The following is a 22,885-nucleotide window of genomic DNA, read 5'->3' on the forward strand; positions in this document are numbered from 1 at the left end:
CTGGGCGCAGACTGACCATGCAGTCTGCGTGCCAGCGATTCTAACCTGTTGAAATGTACCGCTGTCAAAAGCTTTAGAACCAGGCGTCCTGCATCGACAGGCAGGTATCGTCCCGCGCTTCGAGAATGGCCAGCTCATGATGGCAGCCCGGGACTTCCCAGGTGAGGAAGTAGCGCGCGGCTTGCAGCTTGCCTTTGTAGAAGGGCAGGTCCGCCGGATTGCCCCTGGCCAGGCCTTCCTCGGCGCGCACCGCCTGTTCCAGCCAGCGCCAGCCAATCACCGTGTGGCCGAACGCCTTGAGGTACAGCGCCGAGTTGGCGAGGCTGCTGTTGACCTTGCCCTGGGCCAGGTCGGTCAGCAGGCCGAGGGTCACGCTTTGCAGGCGTGCGACCAGATCCTCCAGCGGCTGGCGCAGGGTATCCAGGGAGGAATAGGCGGCGGCGCGCTTGGCGGTGTCGGCGATCAGTCGGATCAGCTGCTTCAAGCCGGCCCCGCCGTTCTGCGCCAGCTTGCGCCCCAGCAGGTCGAGGGACTGGATGCCGTGGGTGCCTTCGTGAATCGGGTTCAGCCGGTTGTCGCGGTAGTACTGTTCCACCGGGTATTCGCGGGTGTAGCCGTGGCCGCCGAGAATCTGGATCGCCAGTTCATTGGCCTTGAGGCAGAACTCCGAGGGCCAGGATTTGACGATGGGAGTCAGCAGGTCGAGCAGTTCATGGGCCTGGCGGCGCTCTATCTCGGAGGTCAGTGTGGTGGTGTCATCGAACAGCCGCGCGGCGTACAGGCCGAGATCGAAGGCGCCTTCGACGTAGGCCTTCTGGGTCAGCAACATGCGCTTGACGTCGGCGTGCTGGACGATCGAAGCCGGTGCGGTGCTCGGGTCCTTGCTGTCGGGCAGGCGGCCCTGGGGGCGTTCCCGGGCGTACTCCAGGGAATACAGGTAACCGGCATAGCCGAGCATCACCGCGCCCATGCCGACGCCGATCCGCGCTTCGTTCATCATCTGGAACATGTAGCTCAGGCCCTGGTGCGGCTTGCCCACCAGATAGCCGACACAGTTGCCGTTATCGCCGAAGTTCAGCGCCGTGGAGGTGGTGCCGCGCCAGCCCATCTTGTGGAACAGCCCGGCCAGCAGCACATCGTTGCGCGGGCCGAGGCTGCCGTCGTCGTTGACCAGGAACTTGGGCACGATAAACAGTGAGATGCCCTTCACTCCGGGTGGGGCGTCCGGCAGTTTTGCCAGGACCATGTGCACGATGTTTTCCGATAGCGGGTGGTCGCCGCCGGAAATAAAGATCTTGTTGCCCTTGAGCCGGTAGCTGCCGTCGGTGGCCGGTTCGGCGCGGGTGCGGATATCCGACAGCGAAGAGCCGGCGTGGGGCTCGGTCAGGGCCATGGTGCCGAAGAAGCGGCCGTCGATCATCGGTTGCAGGAAGCGGCGCTTTTGCTCGTCGCTGCCGAAGCTCTCGATCAGGTTCGCCGCGCCCATGGTCAGGAACGGGTAGGAGGTCGAGGCGGCGTTGGCCGACTGGAAGTGGGCGAAACAGGCCTGGGACAGCAGGGTCGGCAGTTGCATGCCGCCATCTTCGAAGCTGCGCGCGGCGTTGAGAAAGCCGGCCTCGAGGAAGGCGTCGACGGCCGGTTTCACTTCCGGGATCAGGATGGCTTCGCCGTTTTCGTAGCGCGGTTCGTTTTCGTCGTTCTTGCGGTTGTGCGGAGCGAAGAATTTCTCGGCGATGGTGCGGGCGGTGCCGATGGCGGCGTCGAAGGTTTCCCGGGAGTGTTCGGCGAATCGCTCGCGCTGGGTCAGGCCCTCGGCATCGAGGACTTCGTACAGCTCGAAAGCCAGATTGCGGGAACTGAGCAGCATCTCGGACATGGCGGCCTACCTGTGGGGGAGTGCGCCGAGTCTAGGCGGCTGAATAAGCGGTGCCTAGCAAGATTGATGTGGGTGATGGAGGGGCAGAATTCAGGGAGGTGTGTTGTCTGGGCCGGCCTATTCGCGGGCAAGCCCTGCTCCTACAGTTTTTTGTCATCCTCTGATTTTGTGTACGACACGGGACTGTAGGAGCAGGGCTTGCCCGCGAAGGCGATTTTCCGCTGGGTGAAGTCGTCAGGCCTGGCGCCCATTGCGGAGCCAGACCTTCCGCCCGGCTTAACCGATGGTCATCAAGCTGGCGTTACCGCCCGCCGCCGCGGTGTTGACGCTCAACGCCCGCTCGATCACCAGGCGCTCCAGTGCAATGCCGGTTTCGCCCTGGGACAAACCGTGCACACCGACAATCGCGCCGCTACGTTGGGCAATCTGCTGGCAGACCCCGCGCAACTGGTCGGAATGGCCGTGATGCAGCACCGCGTCGAACAGCACCTCGTCCTTGGTCCAGTCGGCCACACGCTGGATGCGCGCCTGCACTTCTTTCGGCAAGCGCCCGTAGAGCGCCTTGGCCGATTCGCCTTCCGGCCAGACCGCCGAGCCGCCCACGGCCAATACCGCCGCCAGTTGCGTCAGCAGGTCGCCTTCGATGTCCGCCAGGCACAGCACATGCTCGCGAGGCAGGATGGCGTAGCTGTTGCGCTCGCCGGTCGGGCCGTTGAGCACTCGGGTAATCCCGCTTTGCGACTGCGCCGCAAAGGCCGCGCACAGCGCATCGAGGTCCGCCAGCTTCTGGCTCTCGGCCCAGGCCTTCAGGGCGTGAAGCGGCTTGAGCAAAGCTTCGCGCAGACGCAGGTCCGGTGCGGCCAGGGCATCGCCCCGAGCAAAGGACTGTTCGATGGCATCCGTTGGCCGAGTCGACAGCAGGCGATACAGGTACAGCGGCCCACCGGCTTTCGGTCCGGTGCCCGACAAGCCTTCGCCACCGAATGGTTGCACGCCGACCACGGCGCCGACGATATTGCGGTTCACATAGACGTTACCGGCGTGGACATTGTCGATCACCTTGGCAATGGTCTCGTCGATGCGGGTATGCACGCCGAGGGTCAGGCCGTAGCCGGAGGCATTGATCTGGGCGATCAACTGGTCGATGTCCTTGCGCTTGTAGCGCACCACGTGCAGCACCGGGCCGAAGATCTCCCGCTGCAGTTCGTCGAGGCTTTCCAGTTCGATCAGGGTCGGCATCACGAAGGTGCCGCGCTTGCATTCCTCGCCTTCGGCGATGGCCACCTGATAGACGGTGCGGCCTTTGTCGCGCATGGCCTGGATATGTTTCTCGATACCGGCCTTGGCTTCGGCGTCGATCACCGGGCCGATATCCACCGACAGGCGTTCCGGGTTGCCCAGGCGGCATTCCGCCATGGCGCCCTTGAGCATTTCGATCACGCGGTCGGCGGAATCTTCCTGCAGGCACAGTACACGCAGGGCCGAGCAACGTTGGCCGGCGCTGTCGAAGGCCGAGGACACGACGTCGATCACCACCTGTTCGGTCAGCGCCGAGGAGTCGACGATCATCGCGTTCTGCCCGCCGGTTTCGGCGATCAGCGGAATCGGTCGGCCCTGGGTATCCAGGCGACCGGCGACATTGCGTTGCAGCAGGCGCGCCACTTCGGTGGAACCGGTGAACATCACCCCCTTGACCCGGTCGTCGCCCACCAGGCGCGCGCCGACGGTTTCACCGCGGCCTGGCAGCAGTTGCACCACGCCTTCGGGAATCCCGGCTTCGAGCAGCAGGCGCACGGCCTGGGCGGCGATCAGCGGGGTCTGTTCGGCGGGCTTGGCGAGTACCGGGTTACCGGCCGCCAATGCTGCGGCCACCTGGCCGCTGAAGATCGCCAGCGGGAAGTTCCACGGGCTGATGCAGACCACCGGGCCCAGCGGGCGGTGGGCGTCGTTGCTGAAATCGTTGCGCGCCTGCACCGCGTAGTAACGCAGGAAGTCCACGGCTTCACGGACTTCGGCGATGGCGTTGGCGAAGGTCTTGCCGGCTTCGCGGACCAGCAGGCCCATCAGCGGCTGGATCTCGCCTTCCATCAGGTCGGCGGCGCGTTCCAGGATGGCCGCCCGTTCGGTGGGCGGGGTAGCCTGCCAGATCGGCGCGGCGTTCAGGGCGCACTGGATCGCATTGTCGGCATCTTCGGCAGTGGCTTCCTGGACATAACCGACCAGGTCGCGATGGTCCGACGGGTTGAGCACTGGCACCGGGGTTTCGCTGCTGGCGACACAGCCCAGCAGCGGCACGGCTTTCCAGTCATTGTGGGCGCTGGCCAGCAGGGCGCAGGAAAGCGATGCCAGGCGATGCTCGTTGGCCATGTCGATGCCGGCGGAGTTGGCCCGGTCACGACCGTAAAGGTCACGCGGCAGCGGAATACGCGGGTGTGGCAGGCCGAAGCCGCCTTCCAGGGTCGCCATCTGCTCGATGCTGGCCACCGGATCGGCCACCAGCTCCTGGATCGAGATGGACTGGTCGGCGATACGGTTGACGAAGGAGGTGTTGGCGCCGTTTTCCAGCAGACGACGGACCAGGTAGGCCAGCAGGGTTTCATGGGTGCCGACCGGCGCATACACCCGGCACGGACGGTTCAGCTTGCCTTCGGAAACCTTGCCTACTACCTGTTCGTACAGTGGTTCACCCATGCCGTGGAGGCACTGGAATTCGTACTGGCCCGGGTAATAGTTCTGCCCGGCGATATGGTAGATGGCCGACAGAGTGTGGGCGTTGTGGGTGGCGAACTGCGGGTAGATGACTTCCGGTACCGACAGCAGCTTGCGTGCGCAGGCGATGTAGGAAACGTCGGTGTAGACCTTACGGGTGTAGACCGGATAGCCCTCCAGGCCTTCGACCTGGGCGCGCTTGATCTCGCTGTCCCAGTACGCGCCCTTGACCAGGCGGATCATCAGGCGATGGCGGCTGCGACGGGCCAGGTCGATGACGTAGTCGATCACATAGGGGCAGCGTTTCTGGTAGGCCTGGATCACGAAGCCGATGCCGTTCCAGCCGCTCAGCTGCGGTTCGAAGCACAGGCGTTCGAGCAGGTCGAGGGACAGTTCGAGGCGGTCGGCCTCTTCGGCGTCGATATTCAGGCCGATATCGTATTGCTTGGCCAGCAGGGTCAGTGCCAGCAGGCGCGGGTACAGCTCGTCCATCACCCGTTCGTACTGGGCGCGGCTGTAGCGCGGGTGCAGGGCCGACAGCTTGATCGAGATGCCCGGGCCCTCGTAGATGCCGCGACCGTGGGAAGCCTTGCCGATGGAGTGGATGGCCTGCTCGTAGGACGCCAGGTATTTCTGCGCGTCGTGCTCGGTCAGGGCCGCTTCGCCGAGCATGTCGTAGGAATAGCGGAAGCCCTTGGCTTCGAAGCGGCTGGCGTTGGCCAGGGCTTCGGCGATGGTTTCGCCGGTGACGAACTGTTCGCCCATCAGGCGCATGGCCATGTCGACGCCCTTGCGGATCATCGGTTCGCCGCTCTTGCCGATGATGCGGCTCAGGGACGAGGTCAGGCCGGTTTCGTTATGGGTGGCGACCAGCTTGCCGGTCAGCAGCAGGCCCCAGGTGGCGGCATTGACGAACAGCGACGGGCTGTTGCCCAGGTGCGGTTGCCAGTTGCCGGTGCTGATCTTGTCGCGGATCAGCGCGTCGCGGGTACCTTTGTCCGGGATACGCAGCAGGGCTTCGGCCAGGCACATCAGCGCCACGCCTTCCTGGGACGACAGGGAGAACTCCTGCAACAGGCCCTGAACAATCCCGGCACGGCCGCCGGCGCTCTTCTGGTTGCGCAGTTTTTCGGCAATCGAGGCGGCGAGCTTGTGGGTGGCCTCGGCCATGGCTGCCGGCAGGCGTGCCTGCTCCAGCAGCATCGGCACCACTTCCGGTTCCGGGCGACGGTAGGCGGCGGTGATGGCGGCGCGCAGTACCGATTGCGGGAGGATGCTTTCGGCGAATTCGAGGAAGCACTGATGGGCGTGGTCGCTCGGAACGTCACCGCTGTCATCGGCGTCGCCACGGGACGAACCGTTGATTTCACCCGGGGTTGCACCGCTCTCGAGCTTTTCCAGGTAATTGAAAATGGCTTGCTTGATCAGCCAATGGGGGGTGCGGTCAATCGAGTGGGCCGCGGCCTTCAGGCGCTCACGGGTCGGGTCGTCGAGTTTGACCCCAAGGGTGGTCGTAGCCATTTTCTTATCCTCATGGTTACCACGATGGCGTGGCATCAGCTGGCAGAAAGAGTAGCGCTGGCTCGATCGAGGTGCAACCGGGTGCAACCCTTTTTTTGCAGGAAAAAACGGCGGCAGATCAGGAATTATTTTCCCACTTGTACTTGGTGCCTTCAGTCCGGGGTTTTCCGGGGGGGCAGGGGCATTTCTCGCACTGAAAAAGGGCGGGAAATCGTCGGAAAATACGCAAAATTCAATAGGTGCAACTTATTCGGGCGAAATGGGTTGCACCTTATTCGGTTTGTTGAATAGCATTCGCCGCCGCAGTGCAACCTCCTACGTGCGGTAGGTCGTGGCTGGCGATTTTCCTGAGGAAATATCGCTCATAAATGCCTGCTGCGTTTAATCGTCTGACAAACATCATGCTTTGCGTCGGTCGGACCGTCGCTCAATAAAAACAATGCCAGGGATTTTTCAATGAGTGTAAGCAACCCCACCCTGATCACGTTCGTGATCTATATCGCCGCCATGGTGCTGATCGGCCTGATGGCTTATCGCTCGACCAATAACCTCTCCGATTACATTCTCGGCGGCCGCAGCCTTGGCAGCGTTGTCACCGCGTTGTCGGCCGGCGCTTCCGATATGAGCGGCTGGTTGCTGATGGGTTTGCCCGGTGCGATCTACCTGTCGGGGCTGTCGGAAAGCTGGATCGCCATCGGCCTGATCGTCGGGGCCTACCTGAACTGGCTGTTCGTCGCCGGGCGTCTGCGGGTACAGACCGAGCACAATGGCGATGCGCTGACCCTGCCGGACTATTTCTCCAGTCGTTTCGAGGATCACAGCGGCCTGCTGCGGATCATTGCCGCGCTGGTGATCCTGGTGTTCTTCACCATCTACTGTGCGTCGGGCATCGTTGCCGGGGCGCGGTTGTTCGAAAGCACTTTCGGCATGTCCTACGAAACGGCCTTGTGGGCCGGCGCGGCGGCGACCATTGCCTACACCTTTATTGGTGGTTTCCTGGCAGTCAGCTGGACCGATACCGTGCAAGCCACGCTGATGATCTTCGCGCTGATCCTGACGCCGATCATCGTGCTGCTGGCCACTGGCGGCGTCGATACCACCTTCCTGGCCATTGAAGCCAAGGATCCGGCCAACTTCGACATGCTCAAGGGCACCACCTTCGTCGGCATTCTCTCGCTGATGGGCTGGGGCCTGGGCTACTTCGGCCAGCCGCATATCCTGGCGCGTTTCATGGCGGCGGATTCGGTCAAGTCGATTGCCAAGGCCCGGCGCATTTCCATGGCCTGGATGATCCTCTGCCTGGGCGGCACCGTGGCGGTGGGCTTCTTCGGCATTGCCTATTTCTCGGCACATCCCGAGGTGGCCGGCCCCGTGGGTGAGAACCATGAGCGGGTGTTTATCGAGTTGGCGAAGATTCTGTTCAATCCGTGGGTTGCGGGTGTGCTGCTGTCGGCGATCCTGGCGGCGGTGATGAGCACCTTGAGCTGCCAGTTGCTGGTGTGCTCCAGCGCCCTGACCGAGGACTTCTACAAGACCTTCCTGCGTAAGTCGGCTTCCCAGCGCGAGCTGGTCTGGGTCGGTCGTGCCATGGTGTTGTTGGTGGCACTGGTGGCCATCGCCCTCGCGGCCAATCCGGAAAACCGTGTGCTGGGCCTGGTGAGCTACGCCTGGGCCGGTTTTGGTGCGGCGTTCGGTCCGGTGGTGCTGATCTCGGTGATCTGGAAGGACATGACCCGCAATGGCGCGCTGGCCGGGATTCTGGTGGGGGCAATCACGGTGATCGTCTGGAAGCACTTCAATCTGCTGGGGCTGTACGAAATTATTCCAGGCTTTATCTTCGCCAGTCTGGCGATCTATATCGTCAGCCGGATGGGGACGCCCTCGGCGCTGATGCTGCAGCGCTTCGACGCGGCAGAGAAGCAATTCCGCCTGGAGCACTGATCGAAGATGGGCTGAAGCCCTGAACGCTTAGCGGCCCGTCTCCCTGGAGGCGGGCCGTTTTGCTTTAAGCGCGTAGCGCTTGTTGCAGGTCTTCGAGGATATCCTCGATCGCCTCGATGCCAACGGACAGGCGGATCATTTCCGGTTTCACGCCGGCCTTGGCCTGCTCTTGCTCGTTCATTTGCCGGTGGGTGGTGGAGGCCGGGTGGCAGGCCAGGGACTTGGCGTCGCCGATATTCACCAGGCGCTTGAAGATCTGCAGTGCATCGTAGAAACGCACACCGGCTGCATAGCCTCCCTTGAGGCCGAACGAGAGGATCGCCGAAGGCTTGCCCTTCATGTATTTGAGCGCCAGTTCATGGTGCGGGTGGTCCGGCAGGCCGGCGTAACTGACCCAGGCCACTTGCTCGTGGGCCTTGAGGAACTGCGCCACCTTGAGCGCGTTCTCGGTATGCCGCTCCATGCGCAAGGCCAGGGTTTCCAGGCCTTGTAGTAGCAGGAAGGCGTTCATCGGCGCCAGGGCCGCGCCGGTATTGCGCAATGGTACGGTGCGGGCTCGGGCGATAAACGCCGCAGGACCGAATTTTTCCGTGTAGACCACGCCGTGATAGGCGGCCTCCGGGGTGTTCAGGCCGGGGAATTTTTCCGGGTAGTCGGCCCAGGGGAAGGTGCCGGCATCGACAATCACCCCGCCCAGGGAGTTGCCGTGGCCGCCGACGTACTTGGTCACCGAGTGCACGACGATATCGGCACCAAACTCGATCGGCTTGCACAGGATCGGCGTCGCCACGGTGTTGTCGACCATCAGTGGTACGCCGCGGGCATGGGCAACCTCGGCGAAGCGCTGGAGATCGACGATATTGCCCGCCGGATTACCGATACTTTCGCAATAGACCAGCTTGGTGTTCTCGTCGATCAGTTCGGCGATGGCTTCGGGTGAGTCGTCGCGGGCGAAGCGCACATCGACACCGAAACTCGGCAGCAGGTGGGCGAAGAGGGTGTAGGTACCGCCGTAGAGCTGCGGTGTGGAGACGATATTGTCGCCGGCGCGGGTCAGGGTCTGGATCGCGTAGTGGATCGCGGCGCTGCCGGCGGACACCGCCAACCCGGCGATCCCGCCTTCGAGGGCGGCGAGGCGCTGTTCCAGCACGTCGTTGGTGGGGTTCATGATCCGGGTGTAGATATTGCCCGGGACATCCAGGTTGAACAGGTCGGCGCCGTGCTGGGCGTTATCGAATTCGAAGGCGACGTTCTGGTAGATGGGCACGGCCACGGCCTTGGTGGTCGGGTCCGACTTGAAACCGTGATGGAGCGCAATCGTTGCGTCTTTCATAAAGTCTCGACTCAGTGGAATTCCATTAATGAGCACTGCCAGGCAGGTGCGGTCGCTTAATGGTCTCGTGTGTCTGAGTCGCCAATGACCTTGGGTGCTGCGCCCGTGGTCGGACCGCAAACCGGCGTGCCAGTGTCCGATACTGGCGCGCAATCGGCAAGTGGCCGGATTAAGCCAGCTCGTTGTCTGCCTGATTGACGAAGATCAGCACCCCGAGGATAGCCATGTAGAACTTGAAGGCCGGCTCCTGACCATTCCAGGTCTGCGATTGCCACATCAGGAACCACTCGCCGCCGACCACCATGAAACCGAAGAACCAGACCAGGAAGCCGACGGTTGCGCCGCCGATGACCCACTGCTTCGCCTGGGCGAAGCTGGCAGCGTCGCGTTTGCGCGCTTGCCAGAGTGACCACGCGCCACGGGCCAGCAGCACCGCGGTCAGGCCTTCGCCGAAGATGATCAGCCAATAGGCGGCGTGCCAGAGCGCGGGAGTGGTGATCGCGCGGTACATCGCGGCATTGTCCGGGAAGGTGGTGTCCATGCTCAGTACATGGCGGACAAAGGCGAAGTTGGAACCGTAGTCGGTGACATTGTTGAACGTGACCATGAAGGCGAAGGCTGCGAGGGCCAGGGTGAGGGCGATCTTGGCGTAGCGGCTGGTCATTGCTCGGATCCTTCTTTCCGATAGGCGGGAAAATGACCTTATCACTGCCCGGCCCCAGGAATATGTCAGACACTTCCGATGCCGCCGGTACGCTGCGACCTGACGTACGCCCGGGCACAAGGTAAACTTCGCCTCCTTCGCAGGAGTCGCCATGAACTACCGTCACGCCTTCCACGCCGGCAATCACGCCGACGTCTTGAAACACCTGATCCTGACTCGTTTGATCGCCCTGATGGCGCGCAAGGAGCAGCCGTTCGCCTATATCGACAGTCACGCCGGCATTGGCCTGTACGACCTCAAGGGCGACCAGGCGAGCCGCACCGGCGAATACCTGGAGGGGATCGCCCGCTTGTGGGGCGAGCAGGCGTTGCCGGCGGTGACCGCCGACTACATGCGTGTGCTGCACGAGATGAACCCGGATGGCGAATTGCGCTACTACCCGGGCTCGCCGGAGCTGGCGCGACGCCTGACCCGTGAGCGCGAGCGGATCCTGCTCAACGAGAAGCACCCGGAAGACGGCAAGCTGCTCAAGGACAATATGAAGGGCGACCGGCGCGTGGCGGTGCACCTGGGCGAAGGCTGGCATGTGGCGCGGGCCTTGCTGCCGGTAGCAGAGAAGCGTTCGGTGCTGCTGATCGATCCGCCGTTCGAACAGCTGGATGAGATGCAGCGCTGTGCGGCATCGCTCAAGGAAGCCATCGGGCGTATGCGCCAGACGGTGGCGGCGATCTGGTATCCGATCAAGGATCAGCGCGCCCTGAAGCGCTTCTATCAGGATCTGGCCGGTAGCGGTGCGCCGAAATTGCTGCGGGTGGAATTGCTGGTGCATCCGCTGGATACGCCGGCGAGCCTGAACGGTTCGGGCCTGGCGATTGCCAATCCGCCGTGGGGGCTGGAGGAGGAGCTGCGGGAGTTGTTGCCGTGGCTGGCGCAGAAGCTGGGGCAGACCCAGGGTGATTGGCGGATGGATTGGCTGATTGCCGAGTAAGTCGGGGGCCTTGGGTTTTCCCCCGATGCTCTGAACACATCGCGCAACTGTAGGAGCAGGGCTTGCCCGCGAAGCTTTTGGCGCTCTTGAGGGCCTCTTCGCTGGCAAGCCAGGCTCCTACAGGTCTGTGGTGTCCGCAAAACCTGTGTCCGACGCCGGGTGCTGAATCAGATCGGGCAGGTCACGCCCGTGCCGCGAATCCCGCAATAGCCTTCGGGGTTCTTCGCCAGGTACTGCTGGTGATAGGCCTCGGCATAGAAGAAGGTCGGCGCTTCGTCGATTTCCGTGGTGATAGTGCCATGGCCGGCCTTGCTCAGTTCGGCCTGGTACAGTTGCTTGCTCTTCAGCGCCGCTTCCAACTGATCCGGCTTGGTGGCGTAGATCACCGAGCGGTACTGGCTGCCGATGTCGTTGCCCTGGCGCATGCCCTGGGTCGGATCGTGCAGTTCCCAGAACAGCGCGAGCAGTTGCTCGTAGCTGACGATTTCCGGTTCATACACCACCAGCACCACTTCGCTATGGCCGGTCAGGCCCGAGCAGACTTCTTCGTAGGTCGGGTTCGGCGTGAAACCGCCGGCGTAACCCACCGAGGTGCTGTACACCCCTTCACGTTGCCAGAAGCGCCGTTCCGCGCCCCAGAAACAACCCAGGCCGAAAATCGCGAATTCCACGTTGCCGGGGAACGGACCCAGCAGCGGGTTGCCGTTGACGAAATGGTTTTCCGGCACGCTCATCGGGGTTTCGCGGCCAGGCAGAGCTTGTTCTTTGGTTGGGAGCACGTTTTTGTTCACCAGTATTTCCGAGCGCAAGACCATGTCGCAGTCCTCTCAGTCAGGTTGGGATAAGCGATACAGTAGGATAGACCGACAGTGTGCCCGAGTGTTACAGCGCTGTCAGGCCAAAGGGCCGCGCGGGTAACGTTTGAGCTGCTGGATCAGGTCGAGACCGGGGATCGGCCGGTCGAACAGGTAGCCCTGGCCGACATCGCAACGGTGGCGCCGCAGGAAGGTCAGTTGCTCGTAGGTCTCGATCCCTTCGGCCACCACCTTGATCTTCAGGTTGTGGGCCATGGCGATCACCGCGGAGGTGATTTCCATATCGTCCTGGTTGTCCGGGATTTCATGGATGAAGCTGCGATCGATCTTGATGATGTCGATCGGGAATTTCTTCAGGTAGCTCAGGGACGAATAGCCGGTGCCGAAGTCGTCCATGGCCAGGGTCAGGCCAAGCCTTTTCAACTGGTCGAGTTGCTGGTGGGTGTCTTCGGTGGCTTCCAGCAGCAGGCCTTCGGTCAGCTCAAGCTCCAGCAGGGCCGGCGCCAGCTGTTCTTCCTTGAGGATACTGGCGATGGAGGCCACCAGGTCCGGATCGGAGAACTGCTTGGGCGACAGGTTGATCGCCACCTGCAGCTTGCCCAGCCCGGAGGCGGTCAGTTGCTTGCTCATGCGGCAGGCCTGGCGCGCGACCCATTTGCCGATCGGGATGATCAGGCCGGTTTCTTCGGCGACGCTGATGAACTGGTCCGGGCGGATCATGCCGCGTTCCGGGTGGTTCCAGCGCAACAGCGCCTCCATGCCCAGCAGGCGGCCGCTGCGCAGGCAGAGCTTGGGCTGGTAGAACACGTCCAGCTCGTTCTGGGTCAGGGCCCGGCGCAGGTTGTTCTCGACGAACAGCTTGTAGCTGGCCTCGGCGTTCAACGCCTCGGTAAAGACCTGGACCTGATGCTTGCCGTTGGCCTTGGCCTTGTGCAGGGCCAGGCCGGCGTTGCGCATCAGGGTCTGCGGGTCGCGGCCGTGCAGCGGCGCGCTGGCCAGGCCCACGGAGCCGGTGACGCTGATCAGTTGGTTGTCGACGAACATCGGCTTGTCGAGGGTGGTCAGCAGTTGGCTGGCGATCTGTTGCCCGGTTTCCAGGTCGGTATCGTCCAGCAGCACCGCGAATTCGTTACTGGCAAAGCGCGCCAGGCTGCCGCTCGGGCTCAGGCTGTTGCGCAGGCGTCGGGCCAGGCTGATCAGCAGTTTGTCGCCGGTCTGGTGGCCGAGGCTGTCGTTGATCCGCTTGAAGTTGTCGATGTCCACCAGCAGCAGGCTGATGGGCGAGTCGCTGTCGCGGGCGAAACGCTCGTCGAGGTTGCGGATGAACGCCGGGCGGTTGCCCAGGTTGGTCAGGTTGTCGGTGTAGGCCAGGCGCTCGATGCGCTGTTGCGCCAGCTTGCTCTGGGTGATGTCTTCGTAGATGCCGATGTAGTGGGTCAGTTCGCGGTTGTCACCGTAGACCTTGGAAATCGACAGCTGGCCCCAGTAGGGCTCCAGGTTCTTGCGTCGGCTCTTGAACTCGCCTTGCCAGCTATTGCTCTTGGCCAGGCTCGAGGGCGCGTCGAACAGCAGCTCGCTGAGGTTCTCCAGGGCCGGCAGCTCGGAGAGCTTCTGGCCGTGGACTTCCTCGGTGCTGTACTGGGTGATGGCGGTGAAGCTGGGGTTGACGTATTCCACCACGCCTTCGCTGCTGACCAGCAGGAAGGCGTTGGCGCTCTGTTCCACGGCGCGCTGGAACAGGTGCAGGGCGCTGGTGGCGGCCCGTCGGTTGTGGTTGTTGATGACCTGGGCGAACTGGTCTGCCAGCTCACCGGCAAAGGCGATCTCATCGGACTGCCAGGCGCGGCTCTTGCCGGTCTGTTCCAGGCACAGCACGCCGACCACCTGGCCATCGATGCGGATACTGGCATCGAGCATGGCATTGGTGTCCCGTGGGCGCAGGCTTTCGGCCATTTCCCGGGTACGCGGGTCGCGGTTGGCATTGTGGGCGTCGATGGCACGGCTGGTGTGCAGGGCTTCGAGGTAGTCGGGAAAACCACTGACGTCGATGATGTCCGGCAGCACGTATTGCTGGCGATCACGGTGATAGGAGCAGATCGGTACCAGGCGGTTGCCTTCGAGGTTCCAGATACTTGCGCAGTCGATCTCGTAGATGTCGCAGGCGCAGCGGGTGATCAGTTCGGCGGCTTCGAGCAGGGACTTGCCGGCGCTGTAGCGCTGGCGCGCCAGGCGCAGGATCAGGTCCTGCTGGGCGCGTACCCGGTCGAGGTGGAGCAATTGTTCCTGCTGGGCGCGCTGGTTCAGTTCCAGGGCAATCTGCAGGCGGCTGTTCTGGGTTTCCAGGTCGGCGGCCGGCAAGCTCGGCTCCTGGCCGAGCAGGCCCTCGACCACCAGCAGGTAGCCGCGCAGCAGGTGACGGTTGTGTTGTTTGTAGGCTTCACCGACTTCCAGCAGGCTCAGTGGCCCCTGGGTGGTGTGCAGGGTGTAGCGAATCAGGTAATGCGGGCTGTCGACCAGTTGCTGCTGGATGGTGTCGTGCAGCCGGTAACGGGCTTCCGGTTCCATCAGGCTGGCATAGGGCGAGCCGACCAGGGCGCAGAGTTCGATGGCCGGTTGGCCGAACTGGCGCTCGCAATTGGGATCGAGAAACAGCAGTGCCCAGCTTGCTTCATTCAGCCGTTCGAAACGCAGCATGCCGAGCCGCGAGGGCACCGGCAATTGCGTTACTACCTCGGCCGCCAATCTATTGGCGACATCCGGTTGGCTTTTCATTGAGAGCTCGCTTCAAGAGTACGGGTCACGCTGGGTACAAACCGTTTTTCTGGCGTGTTGGGCAAGGTTGCATTAAGCAGGTCAGGCTGACAAGCACAACAGTGGCTCCGTGCCTTCAATGTATCGGCCGAGGAGGGGATTTCTTCAATTAACGGGCGTCGCCACCCGTCTATTTCAAGGGGCGCACGGCGTTTGCTGAATCGTTTATGGCATTGCCCGGAAAACAGGCAAAAAAAGCCCCGCCAATTGGCGGGGTTGAGGTACGAGCGTGGCGCTCGGAAATCGGTACGCGGGCCCGGTCTCCTCAAGGGAAGAGACCGGGTTCGCGGTTACAGCAGGATAGTGCGGATATCCGCCAGCAGGTCGCTCAGGCGCTTGGTGAAGCGCGCGGCGGCTGCACCGTTGATCACCCGGTGATCGTAGGACAGCGACAGTGGCAGCATCAGCTTGGGCTGGAAGGCCTTGCCGTCCCAGACCGGCTGGATGGTGGCCTTGGAGACACCGAGGATCGCCACTTCCGGCGCGTTGACGATCGGCGTGAAGCCGGTGCCGCCAATGTGCCCGAGGCTGGAAATGGTGAAGCAGGCGCCCTGCATGTCGTCGGCGGAGAGCTTCTTGGTCCGGGCTTTTTCAGCCAGGGAAGCCGCTTCGGCGGCGAGTTGCAGCAGGTTCTTCTGGTCGACGTTCTTGATCACCGGAACCAGCAGGCCATCCGGCGTGTCGACGGCGAAGCCGATGTTGACGTACTTCTTGCGGATGATCGTCTTGCCGCTTGGGGCCAGCGAACTGTTGAAGTCCGGCAGTTCCTTGAGCAGGTGAGCGCAGGTCTTGAGCAGCAGCGGCAGGATGGTCAGCTTGACGCCAGCCTTCTCGGCCACGGCTTTCTGGGCCACACGGAACGCTTCCAGCTCGGTGATATCCGCCGAGTCGAATTGGGTCACGTGCGGCACGTTCAGCCAGCTGCGGTGCAGGTTGGCGGCGCCAGCCTGCATCAGGCGGGTCATCGGCACTTCTTCGATTTCGCCGAAGCGGCTGAAGTCCACGACCGGGATCGGCGGGATGCCGGCACCGCCGGTGGCGCCAGCAGGTGCGGCGGCCGGTGCTTCCTTGGCCTTCTGCATCATCGCCTTGACGTAGGCCTGCACGTCTTCCTTGAGGATGCGACCGTGGGGGCCGCTGGCGCTGACCGCGTTCAGCTCGACGCCGAATTCACGGGCCAGTTGGCGTACCGCCGGGCCGGCGTGAACCTTGGCACCCGGGTTGGCCGGAGCGGCTACCGGGGCAGCGGCTGGAGCCGGCGCAGCAGCAGGTGCGGCTTCAGCCTTGGCCGGTGCGGCAGGTGCAGCCGCTGGAGCAGGAGCGGCTGGCGCGGCAACGCCCTTGACCTTCAGCTTGAGGATCAGGTCGCCGGTACCGACTTCGTCGTCGAGCTTGATGGAAATGCTTTCTACCACGCCGGCGGCCGGCGATGGGATTTCCATGCTGGCTTTGTCGGATTCGAGGGTGATCAGCGATTGATCGACCTCGACGGTGTCGCCGGCCTTGACCGAGACTTCGATGATCTTGGCCTTGCCCGCCGAGCCGATATCCGGCACGTGGATGTCCTGGACGCTGTCGGCAACCGGAGCGGCCGGTGCAGCCACTGGCGCCGGAGCGGCAGCAGGTGCGGCGGCGGCTTGGGCCGGTGCTGGAGCAGCGGCCGACGCCGCGCCCGCGACTTTCAGGACCAGGATCAGGTCGCCGGTACCGACTTCGTCGTTGAGCTTGACGCTGATGCTTTCCACGACACCGGCGACCGGCGATGGGATTTCCATGCTGGCCTTGTCGGATTCGAGGGTGATCAGCGATTGATCAGCTTCGATGCTGTCGCCGACCTTGACCGAGATCTCGATGATCTGGGCCTTGCCCGACGAACCGATGTCCGGCACGTGCACTGGCTGGGCCGAGGCGGCGGCAGGTGCGGCGCTCGGAGCGGCAACTGGTGCGGCGGCCGCAACCGGTGCCGCCTGGGCGGCAGGGGCTGGTGCAGCCGCAGGCGCCGCAGCAGCGGCACCTTCGACTTCCAGTTCCAGCAACTCGTCGCCTTCTTTCAGGCGGTCGCCCAGCTTCACTTTCAGGCTCTTGATGATGCCGGCTTTCGGCGCGGGCACTTCCATGCTCGCCTTGTCCGATTCCAGCGTCAGGATGCTCTGGTCGGCTTCGATGCGGTCGCCGACCTTCACAAACAATTCGATTACTTCACCTTCACCGCTGCCGATGTCAGGTACGCGAATGAGTTCGCTCACAGGGTGTCTCCTCAGCAGTCCAGTGGGTTGCGTTTTTCCGGGTTGATCCCGAACTTGACGATGGCGTCCGCCACCACCTTGGGTTCGATCTCACCACGGTCAGCCAAGGCTTCCAGGGCTGCCAACACCACGAAATGACGGTCGACTTCGAAGAAGTGACGCAGCTTCTTGCGGCTGTCACTGCGGCCGAAACCGTCGGTACCCAGGACTTTGAATTCCTTGGATGGGACCCACTGACGAATCTGTTCGGCAAACAACTTCATGTAGTCGGTAGAGGCGATCACCGGACCTTTGCGGCCGTTGAGGCATTCTTCGACGTAGCTCAGCTTTGGCTTCTGGCCCGGGTGCAGGCGGTTGCTGCGCTCCACGGCCAGGCCGTCGCGACGCAGTTCGTTGAAGCTGGTGACGCTCCACACGTCGGCGCCGATGTTGAATTGCTCACGCAGGATCTTCGCCGCTTCACGCACTTCGCGCAGGATGGTGCCGGAGCCCATCAGTTGCACGTGGTGGGCCGCTTCCTTGGTGTCTTCCTCGAGCAGGTACATGCCCTTGATGATGCCCTCTTCAACACCGGCCGGCATGGCGGGTTGCTGGTAGGACTCGTTCATCACTGTGATGTAGTAGAAAACGTCCTGCTGCTCTTCGGTCATCTTCTTCATGCCGTCCTGGATGATCACCGCCAGCTCGTAGCCGTAGGTTGGATCAAAGGTACGGCAGTTCGGGATGGTGCCCGCGAGGATGTGGCTGTGACCGTCTTCGTGCTGCAGGCCTTCGCCGTTCAGCGTGGTTCTGCCTGCGGTACCGCCGATCAGGAAGCCACGGGTGCGGCTGTCGCCGGCGGCCCAGGCCAGGTCGCCGATGCGCTGGAAGCCGAACATCGAGTAGAAGATGTAGAACGGCAGCATCGGCTGGTTGTGGCTGGAGTACGAAGTACCGGCGGCGATGAAGGAGCTCATGGCGCCCGCTTCGTTGATGCCTTCTTCGAGAATCTGGCCCTTCTTGTCTTCCTTGTAGAACATCACCTGGTCTTTATCGACTGGCTCGTAGAGCTGGCCGACGGAGGAGTAGATGCCCAACTGACGGAACATGCCTTCCATGCCGAAGGTACGGGCTTCGTCCGGGATGATCGGGACGATGCGCGGGCCGATTTCTTTGTCCTTGACCAGTTGCGCGAGGATCCGCACGAAGGCCATGGTGGTGGAGATTTCACGGTCGCCCGAGCCGTCCAGGATAGCCTTGAGGGTATCCAGTGGCGGCGTCGGGATGTTGAAGCTTTGCGCGCGGCGCTGTGGCACGAAACCACCCAGTGCGCTGCGACGCTCGCTGAGGTAGCGGGCTTCGGCGCTGTTCGGCTCCGGCTTGAAGAACGGCAGGTTTTCCAACTGGTCGTCTTTGACCGGAATGTCGAAGCGATCGCGGAACAGCTTCAGGCTTTCGACATCGACCTTCTTGGTGTTGTGCGCGGTGTTCTTCGCTTCGCCGGCACCGGTGCCATAACCCTTGATGGTCTTGGCCAGGATGACGGTCGGTTGTTCCTTGTGGTTGACCGCTTCGTGGTACGCCGCGTAGACCTTGTACGGGTCGTGGCCGCCACGGTTGAGTTTCCAGATCTCATCGTCGGACAGGTCGGCAACCATCGCCTTGAGTTCTGGCGAGTTGAAGAAGTGTTCACGCACGAACGCGCCGTCTTTGGCCTTGTAGTTCTGGTACTCGCCGTCGATGACTTCGTCCATCCGGCGTTGCAGGATGCCGTCGACGTCCTTGGCCAGCAGTGGGTCCCAGAAACGGCCCCAGATGACTTTGGTGACGTTCCACTGGGCGCCACGGAACACGCCTTCGAGTTCCTGGATGATCTTGCCGTTGCCGCGAACCGGGCCGTCGAGGCGCTGCAGGTTGCAGTTGATGACGAAGATCAGGTTGTCCAGCTTCTCGCGGCCGGCCAGGGAGATGGCACCCAGGGATTCCGGCTCGTCGCACTCGCCGTCGCCCAGGAAGCACCAGACCTTCTGCTTGCCTTCAGGGATGAAACCGCGAGCTTCCAGGTACTTCATGAAGCGTGCCTGGTAGATCGCCTGGATCGGACCCAGACCCATGGATACGGTCGGGAACTGCCAGAAGTCCGGCATCAGCCAAGGGTGCGGGTAGGACGAGAGGCCCTGACCGTCGACTTCCTGGCGGAAGTTGTTCATCTGTTCTTCGCTGATGCGGCCTTCCATGAACGCACGGGCGTAGACGCCTGGCGAGGTGTGGCCCTGGAAGTAGATCAGGTCGCCGCCGTGTTCGTCGGTCGGGGCCTGGAAGAAGTAGTTGAAACCGATGTCATACAGGGTGGCGCTGGAGGCGAAGCTGGAGATGTGACCGCCCAGGTCAGAATCTTTCAAGTTCGTGCGCATTACCATGGCCATCGCGTTCCAGCGCACCAGCGAGCGAATGCGGCGTTCCATGAACAGGTCGCCAGGCATGCGTGCTTCGTGGGTGACGGGAATCGTGTTGCGGTAAGGCGTGGTGATGGCGTAGGGCAGTTGCGAGCCGCTGCGGGTCGCGAGTTCGCCCATACGGGTCATCAGGTAGTGAGCACGGTCTTCGCCTTCTTTGTCGAGAACCGATTCCAGGGCGTCCAGCCATTCCTGGGTTTCGACGGGATCGAGGTCTTGCATGGCTTGCTCCAGGGCGGAAAGGCTTCCAGAATCGGTTGCCTGAGTTTGCGACTGGCCTTGTGGGCAGACGACATAAATTCTTGGATGTCCGGAGGTTGTACCGGAGTCCTGTAGTTTTACTACAAATCGTCGACCATTTCAGCCTTTCGAATGTATAGACGAGTAGTAAAACTACAGATCGACGAGTAAAAACTTCCTGCTATGTTGTGAGCGTAATCGATATTGTTGGTTGGAAAATAATCAAGGTGACCACCTTTTTGAGGCTGGCTGCCAAAAAATAACCATTATCAGCTATTTCTAACTTTTGTTCGACAGTCCTTTCCAGAGCGTGTTTCTCGCTATCACAGACTGCGGCTGATTGTTCGATCACCAAGGATAGACCATGAGCCTTCCAATGTTGGCCGACCTGCCGGCCATTCTCCTGCCTGCCGCCAGTCGTGCCGAGCAGTCGTTTCGTGCCGCTGTCGCCGCCCTGGAGGATGATCACGGGCTGGCTGAATGGACCGCGCCACGCTGGGCGCAGTTCGCCCGGGTCGGCGCGGCCAGCGACTTCTTTATTGAACAATCGCTGCGTGACCCTTTGATGTTGCTGGAGCTGGCGCAGTTCGGCGACCTGGATCGCGGCTTCGCGCCGGGGGAGATGTGCGGGCAGATCGCCGCGGCGTTGCAGCAGGTCGAAACCGAGGACGAACTGGGCCGCGCCCTGCGCCGGCAGCGCACGCGCCAGCAGGTGCGGATCATCTGGCGCGACCTGACTCGCCAGGCGGACCTGGTGCAGACCTGTCGCGACCTTTCCGACCTGGCCGACGCCTGCATCGACCAGGGGTATCACTGGCTGTATCCACGGCATTGCCAGCAGTTCGGCACACCCACCGGGCGGCGCAGTGGCGAGCCGCAGCAGATGGTCATCCTCGGCATGGGCAAGCTCGGTGCCGTGGAGTTGAACCTGTCTTCCGACATCGACCTGATCTTTGCCTACCCGGAAGGTGGCGAGACAGTCGGGACCAAGCGCCCGCTGGACAACCAGGAGTTTTTCATCCGCCTGGGCCAGCGACTGATCAAGGCACTCGACCCTATCACCGTCGACGGCTTCGTGTTCCGCGTCGACATGCGCCTGCGCCCCTATGGCTCGGCCGGCGCGCTGGTGTTGAGCTTCAACGCGCTGGAACAGTATTACCAGGACCAGGGGCGCGACTGGGAGCGCTACGCGATGATCAAGGCGCGGGTGGTGGCCGGCGACCAGGTGGCCGGCGCGCAGTTGCTGGATATGCTGCGGCCCTTCGTCTATCGGCGCTATCTGGACTTCTCGGCCATCGAAGCGTTGCGCACCATGAAGCAGTTGATCCAGCAGGAAGTCCGGCGCAAGGGTATGGCCGAGAATATCAAGCTGGGTTCCGGCGGCATTCGCGAGGTCGAGTTCATTGCCCAGGCCTTCCAGCTGATTCATGGCGGGCGTGACCTGAGTCTGCAGCAGCGCCCGTTGTTGAAGGTACTGGGGACCCTGGAAGGCCAGGGTTACCTGCCGCCGGCGGTGATCGGCGAGTTGCGCAGCGGCTATGAATTCCTGCGCTACACCGAACATGCGATCCAGGCGATTGCCGACCGCCAGACCCAGATGCTGCCCGATGGCGAGAAGGATCGCGCGCGTATTGCTTTCATGATGGGCTTCGACAGTTGGGAGGCGTTTCATGAGCGGTTGATGTACTGGCGCGGGCGGGTCGACTGGCATTTCCGCCAGGTGATCGCCGATCCGGACGAAGAAGATGGCGCCGACTGTGAAGTGATGGTCGGCGGCGAATGGCTGCCGCTGTGGGAAGAGTCCCAGGATGAAGAGGCGGCCTGCCGGCAGTTGCAGGAAGGCGGTTTCAAGGATGCCGCCAAGGCCCTGAAGCAACTGACGGCGCTGCGCACCAGCCCGCAGTTGCGCGCCATGCAGCGGCTCGGTCGGGAGCGGCTCGATGCCTTTATCCCGCGCTTGCTGGCCCAGGCGGTGGAACATGCCGATCCGGACCTGGTGCTGGAGCGGGTGCTGCCCCTGGTGGAAGCCGTGGCCCGGCGTTCGGCTTACCTGGTGCTGCTCACGGAAAACCCCGGTGCCTTGCGTCGCTTGCTGACCTTGTGTGCCGCGAGCCCCTGGATTGCCGAACAGATCACCCGCTTCCCGATGCTGCTCGACGAGTTGCTCAACGAAGGCCGGCTATTCAAGCCTCCCCTGGCGCCGGAGCTGGCCGCGGAGCTGCGTGAGCGCCTGACGCGGATTCCGGAAGACGACCTCGAGCAGCAGATGGAAGCCTTGCGCCACTTCAAGCTGGCGCATCGTCTGCGGGTCGCGGCCTCGGAAATCTCCGGCAGCCTGCCGTTGATGAAGGTCAGCGACTACCTCACCTGGCTCGCCGAAGCGATCCTCGAACAGGTGCTGGCCCTGGCCTGGCGCCAGACCGTCGGCCGCCATGGTTCGCCACGACGTGTCGATGGCAGCTTGTGCGACCCGGGCTTTATTATTGTCGGCTACGGCAAGGTCGGTGGTATCGAGCTGGGCCATGGTTCGGACCTGGACCTGGTGTTTATCCACGACGGCGACCCGAATGCCGAGACCGATGGCGCCAAACCTATCGATACCGCGCAGTTTTTCACCCGCCTGGGTCAGCGGATCATTCACCTGCTGACCACCCAGACCAACTCCGGCCAGCTCTATGAAGTGGACATGCGCCTGCGCCCGTCCGGGGCTTCGGGGCTGCTGGTCAGTTCCCTGGGCGCTTTCGAGCGTTACCAGCAGAACGAAGCCTGGACCTGGGAGCACCAGGCGCTGATCCGCGCCCGGGTGCTGGTAGGTTGCAACGAGGTCGGCACGGCGTTCGAGAAGGTACGCGCGGCGGTGCTGGGGCGTGAGCGTGATTTGCCGACCTTGCGTCAGGAAGTCAGCGAGATGCGCGCCAAGATGCGCGACAACCTGGGGAGCAAGGCCACCGCGGCGGGCACGGCGGCCAATGCCTTCGAGGCCACGGCGCCCTTCGATATCAAGCAGGATGCCGGTGGTATCGTCGATATTGAATTTATGGTGCAATACGCGACATTGGCTTGGTCGAAAGCGCACCCGGCGTTACTCCGCTATACCGACAATATCCGCATTCTCGAAGGGTTGGAGCAGGCGGGCCTGATCCCCGCCACGGACGCCCACCTGCTGCGCGAGGCCTACAAGGCCTATCGCTCCGCCGCCCACCGCCAGGCGTTGCAGAAGGAGGCGGGGGTGATCAGCGGCGATCAGTTCGCGGTCGAACGCCGCGATGTCATGCGGATATGGGCCGAGCTGGGGCTAAACTGATT

The 22,885-nt window shown here is 62.7% G+C and carries 11 protein-coding genes; 3 read left to right on the forward strand and 8 right to left on the reverse strand.

The genetic code is table 11. The features are described 5' to 3' along the window. Positions 1–73: 73 nt before the first annotated feature. Together M5C71_RS12965 and putA are read right to left on the reverse strand one after the other, a co-directional pair. Positions 74–1,876: an acyl-CoA dehydrogenase gene (locus M5C71_RS12965; RefSeq protein ID WP_248767981.1), complete on the reverse strand. Its 1,803-nt coding sequence runs from the start codon at positions 1,874–1,876 to the stop codon at positions 74–76. A gap of 276 nt (positions 1,877–2,152) precedes the next feature. Then, positions 2,153–6,106, reverse strand: a complete 3,954-nt coding sequence (putA, locus tag M5C71_RS12970) for a trifunctional transcriptional regulator/proline dehydrogenase/L-glutamate gamma-semialdehyde dehydrogenase (protein ID WP_248767982.1) — start codon at positions 6,104–6,106, stop codon at positions 2,153–2,155. A 456-nt stretch (positions 6,107–6,562) separates the two neighbouring features. Here putA and putP point away from each other — a divergent pair, with 456 nt between their 5' ends. After that, a complete protein-coding gene (gene putP / locus M5C71_RS12975; protein ID WP_248767983.1) occupies positions 6,563–8,047 on the forward strand; it encodes a sodium/proline symporter PutP in 1,485 nt (494 codons plus the stop codon). Positions 8,048–8,111: 64 nt separating this feature from the next. Here the strand turns inward: putP and M5C71_RS12980 are convergent, their stop codons facing one another. Continuing rightward, the gene (locus M5C71_RS12980; protein WP_103498022.1) at positions 8,112–9,380 is read right to left on the reverse strand and encodes an O-acetylhomoserine aminocarboxypropyltransferase/cysteine synthase family protein; all 1,269 of its coding nucleotides are present in this window, start codon (positions 9,378–9,380) and stop codon (positions 8,112–8,114) included. A 169-nt stretch (positions 9,381–9,549) separates the two neighbouring features. Further along, positions 9,550–10,044: a DUF2165 domain-containing protein gene (locus M5C71_RS12985; protein WP_248767984.1), complete on the reverse strand. Its 495-nt coding sequence runs from the start codon at positions 10,042–10,044 to the stop codon at positions 9,550–9,552. 151 nt (positions 10,045–10,195) lie between these two features. Between M5C71_RS12985 and rlmJ the strand changes: the two genes are divergently transcribed. After that, a complete protein-coding gene (rlmJ, locus tag M5C71_RS12990) occupies positions 10,196–11,032 on the forward strand; it encodes a 23S rRNA (adenine(2030)-N(6))-methyltransferase RlmJ (protein ID WP_248767985.1) in 837 nt (278 codons plus the stop codon). A 167-nt stretch (positions 11,033–11,199) separates the two neighbouring features. Here rlmJ and msrA read toward each other — a convergent pair whose 3' ends face one another. The 4 genes from msrA to aceE form a co-directional block, all read right to left on the reverse strand. Continuing rightward, positions 11,200–11,847, reverse strand: coding sequence for a peptide-methionine (S)-S-oxide reductase MsrA (gene msrA / locus M5C71_RS12995; protein WP_152737717.1), 648 nt, complete (start codon positions 11,845–11,847; stop codon positions 11,200–11,202). Between the two features lie 78 nt (positions 11,848–11,925). Next, positions 11,926–14,619 (reverse strand): GGDEF and EAL domain-containing protein, encoded by a 2,694-nt coding sequence (locus tag M5C71_RS13000; protein ID WP_177101439.1) that lies wholly within the window; start codon positions 14,617–14,619, stop codon positions 11,926–11,928. A 329-nt stretch (positions 14,620–14,948) separates the two neighbouring features. After that, positions 14,949–16,904 carry a dihydrolipoyllysine-residue acetyltransferase gene (aceF, locus tag M5C71_RS13005; RefSeq protein WP_248767986.1) on the reverse strand — a complete coding sequence of 652 codons (1,956 nt, stop codon included), beginning with the start codon at positions 16,902–16,904 and terminating at the stop codon, positions 14,949–14,951. An 11-nt stretch (positions 16,905–16,915) separates the two neighbouring features. Then, the gene (aceE, locus tag M5C71_RS13010) at positions 16,916–19,561 is read right to left on the reverse strand and encodes a pyruvate dehydrogenase (acetyl-transferring), homodimeric type (protein ID WP_248767987.1); all 2,646 of its coding nucleotides are present in this window, start codon (positions 19,559–19,561) and stop codon (positions 16,916–16,918) included. Between the two features lie 382 nt (positions 19,562–19,943). On the opposite strand from aceE, the gene glnE reads away from it, so the two are divergent. Then, complete coding sequence (gene glnE, locus M5C71_RS13015; RefSeq protein WP_248767988.1) at positions 19,944–22,883, forward strand: bifunctional [glutamate--ammonia ligase]-adenylyl-L-tyrosine phosphorylase/[glutamate--ammonia-ligase] adenylyltransferase; 2,940 nt, start codon at positions 19,944–19,946, stop codon at positions 22,881–22,883. Positions 22,884–22,885: the final 2 nt, after the last annotated feature.

This window comes from Pseudomonas sp. MWU12-2345, from assembly GCF_023242385.1.
GTDB lineage: Bacteria > Pseudomonadota > Gammaproteobacteria > Pseudomonadales > Pseudomonadaceae > Aquipseudomonas > Aquipseudomonas gingeri_D.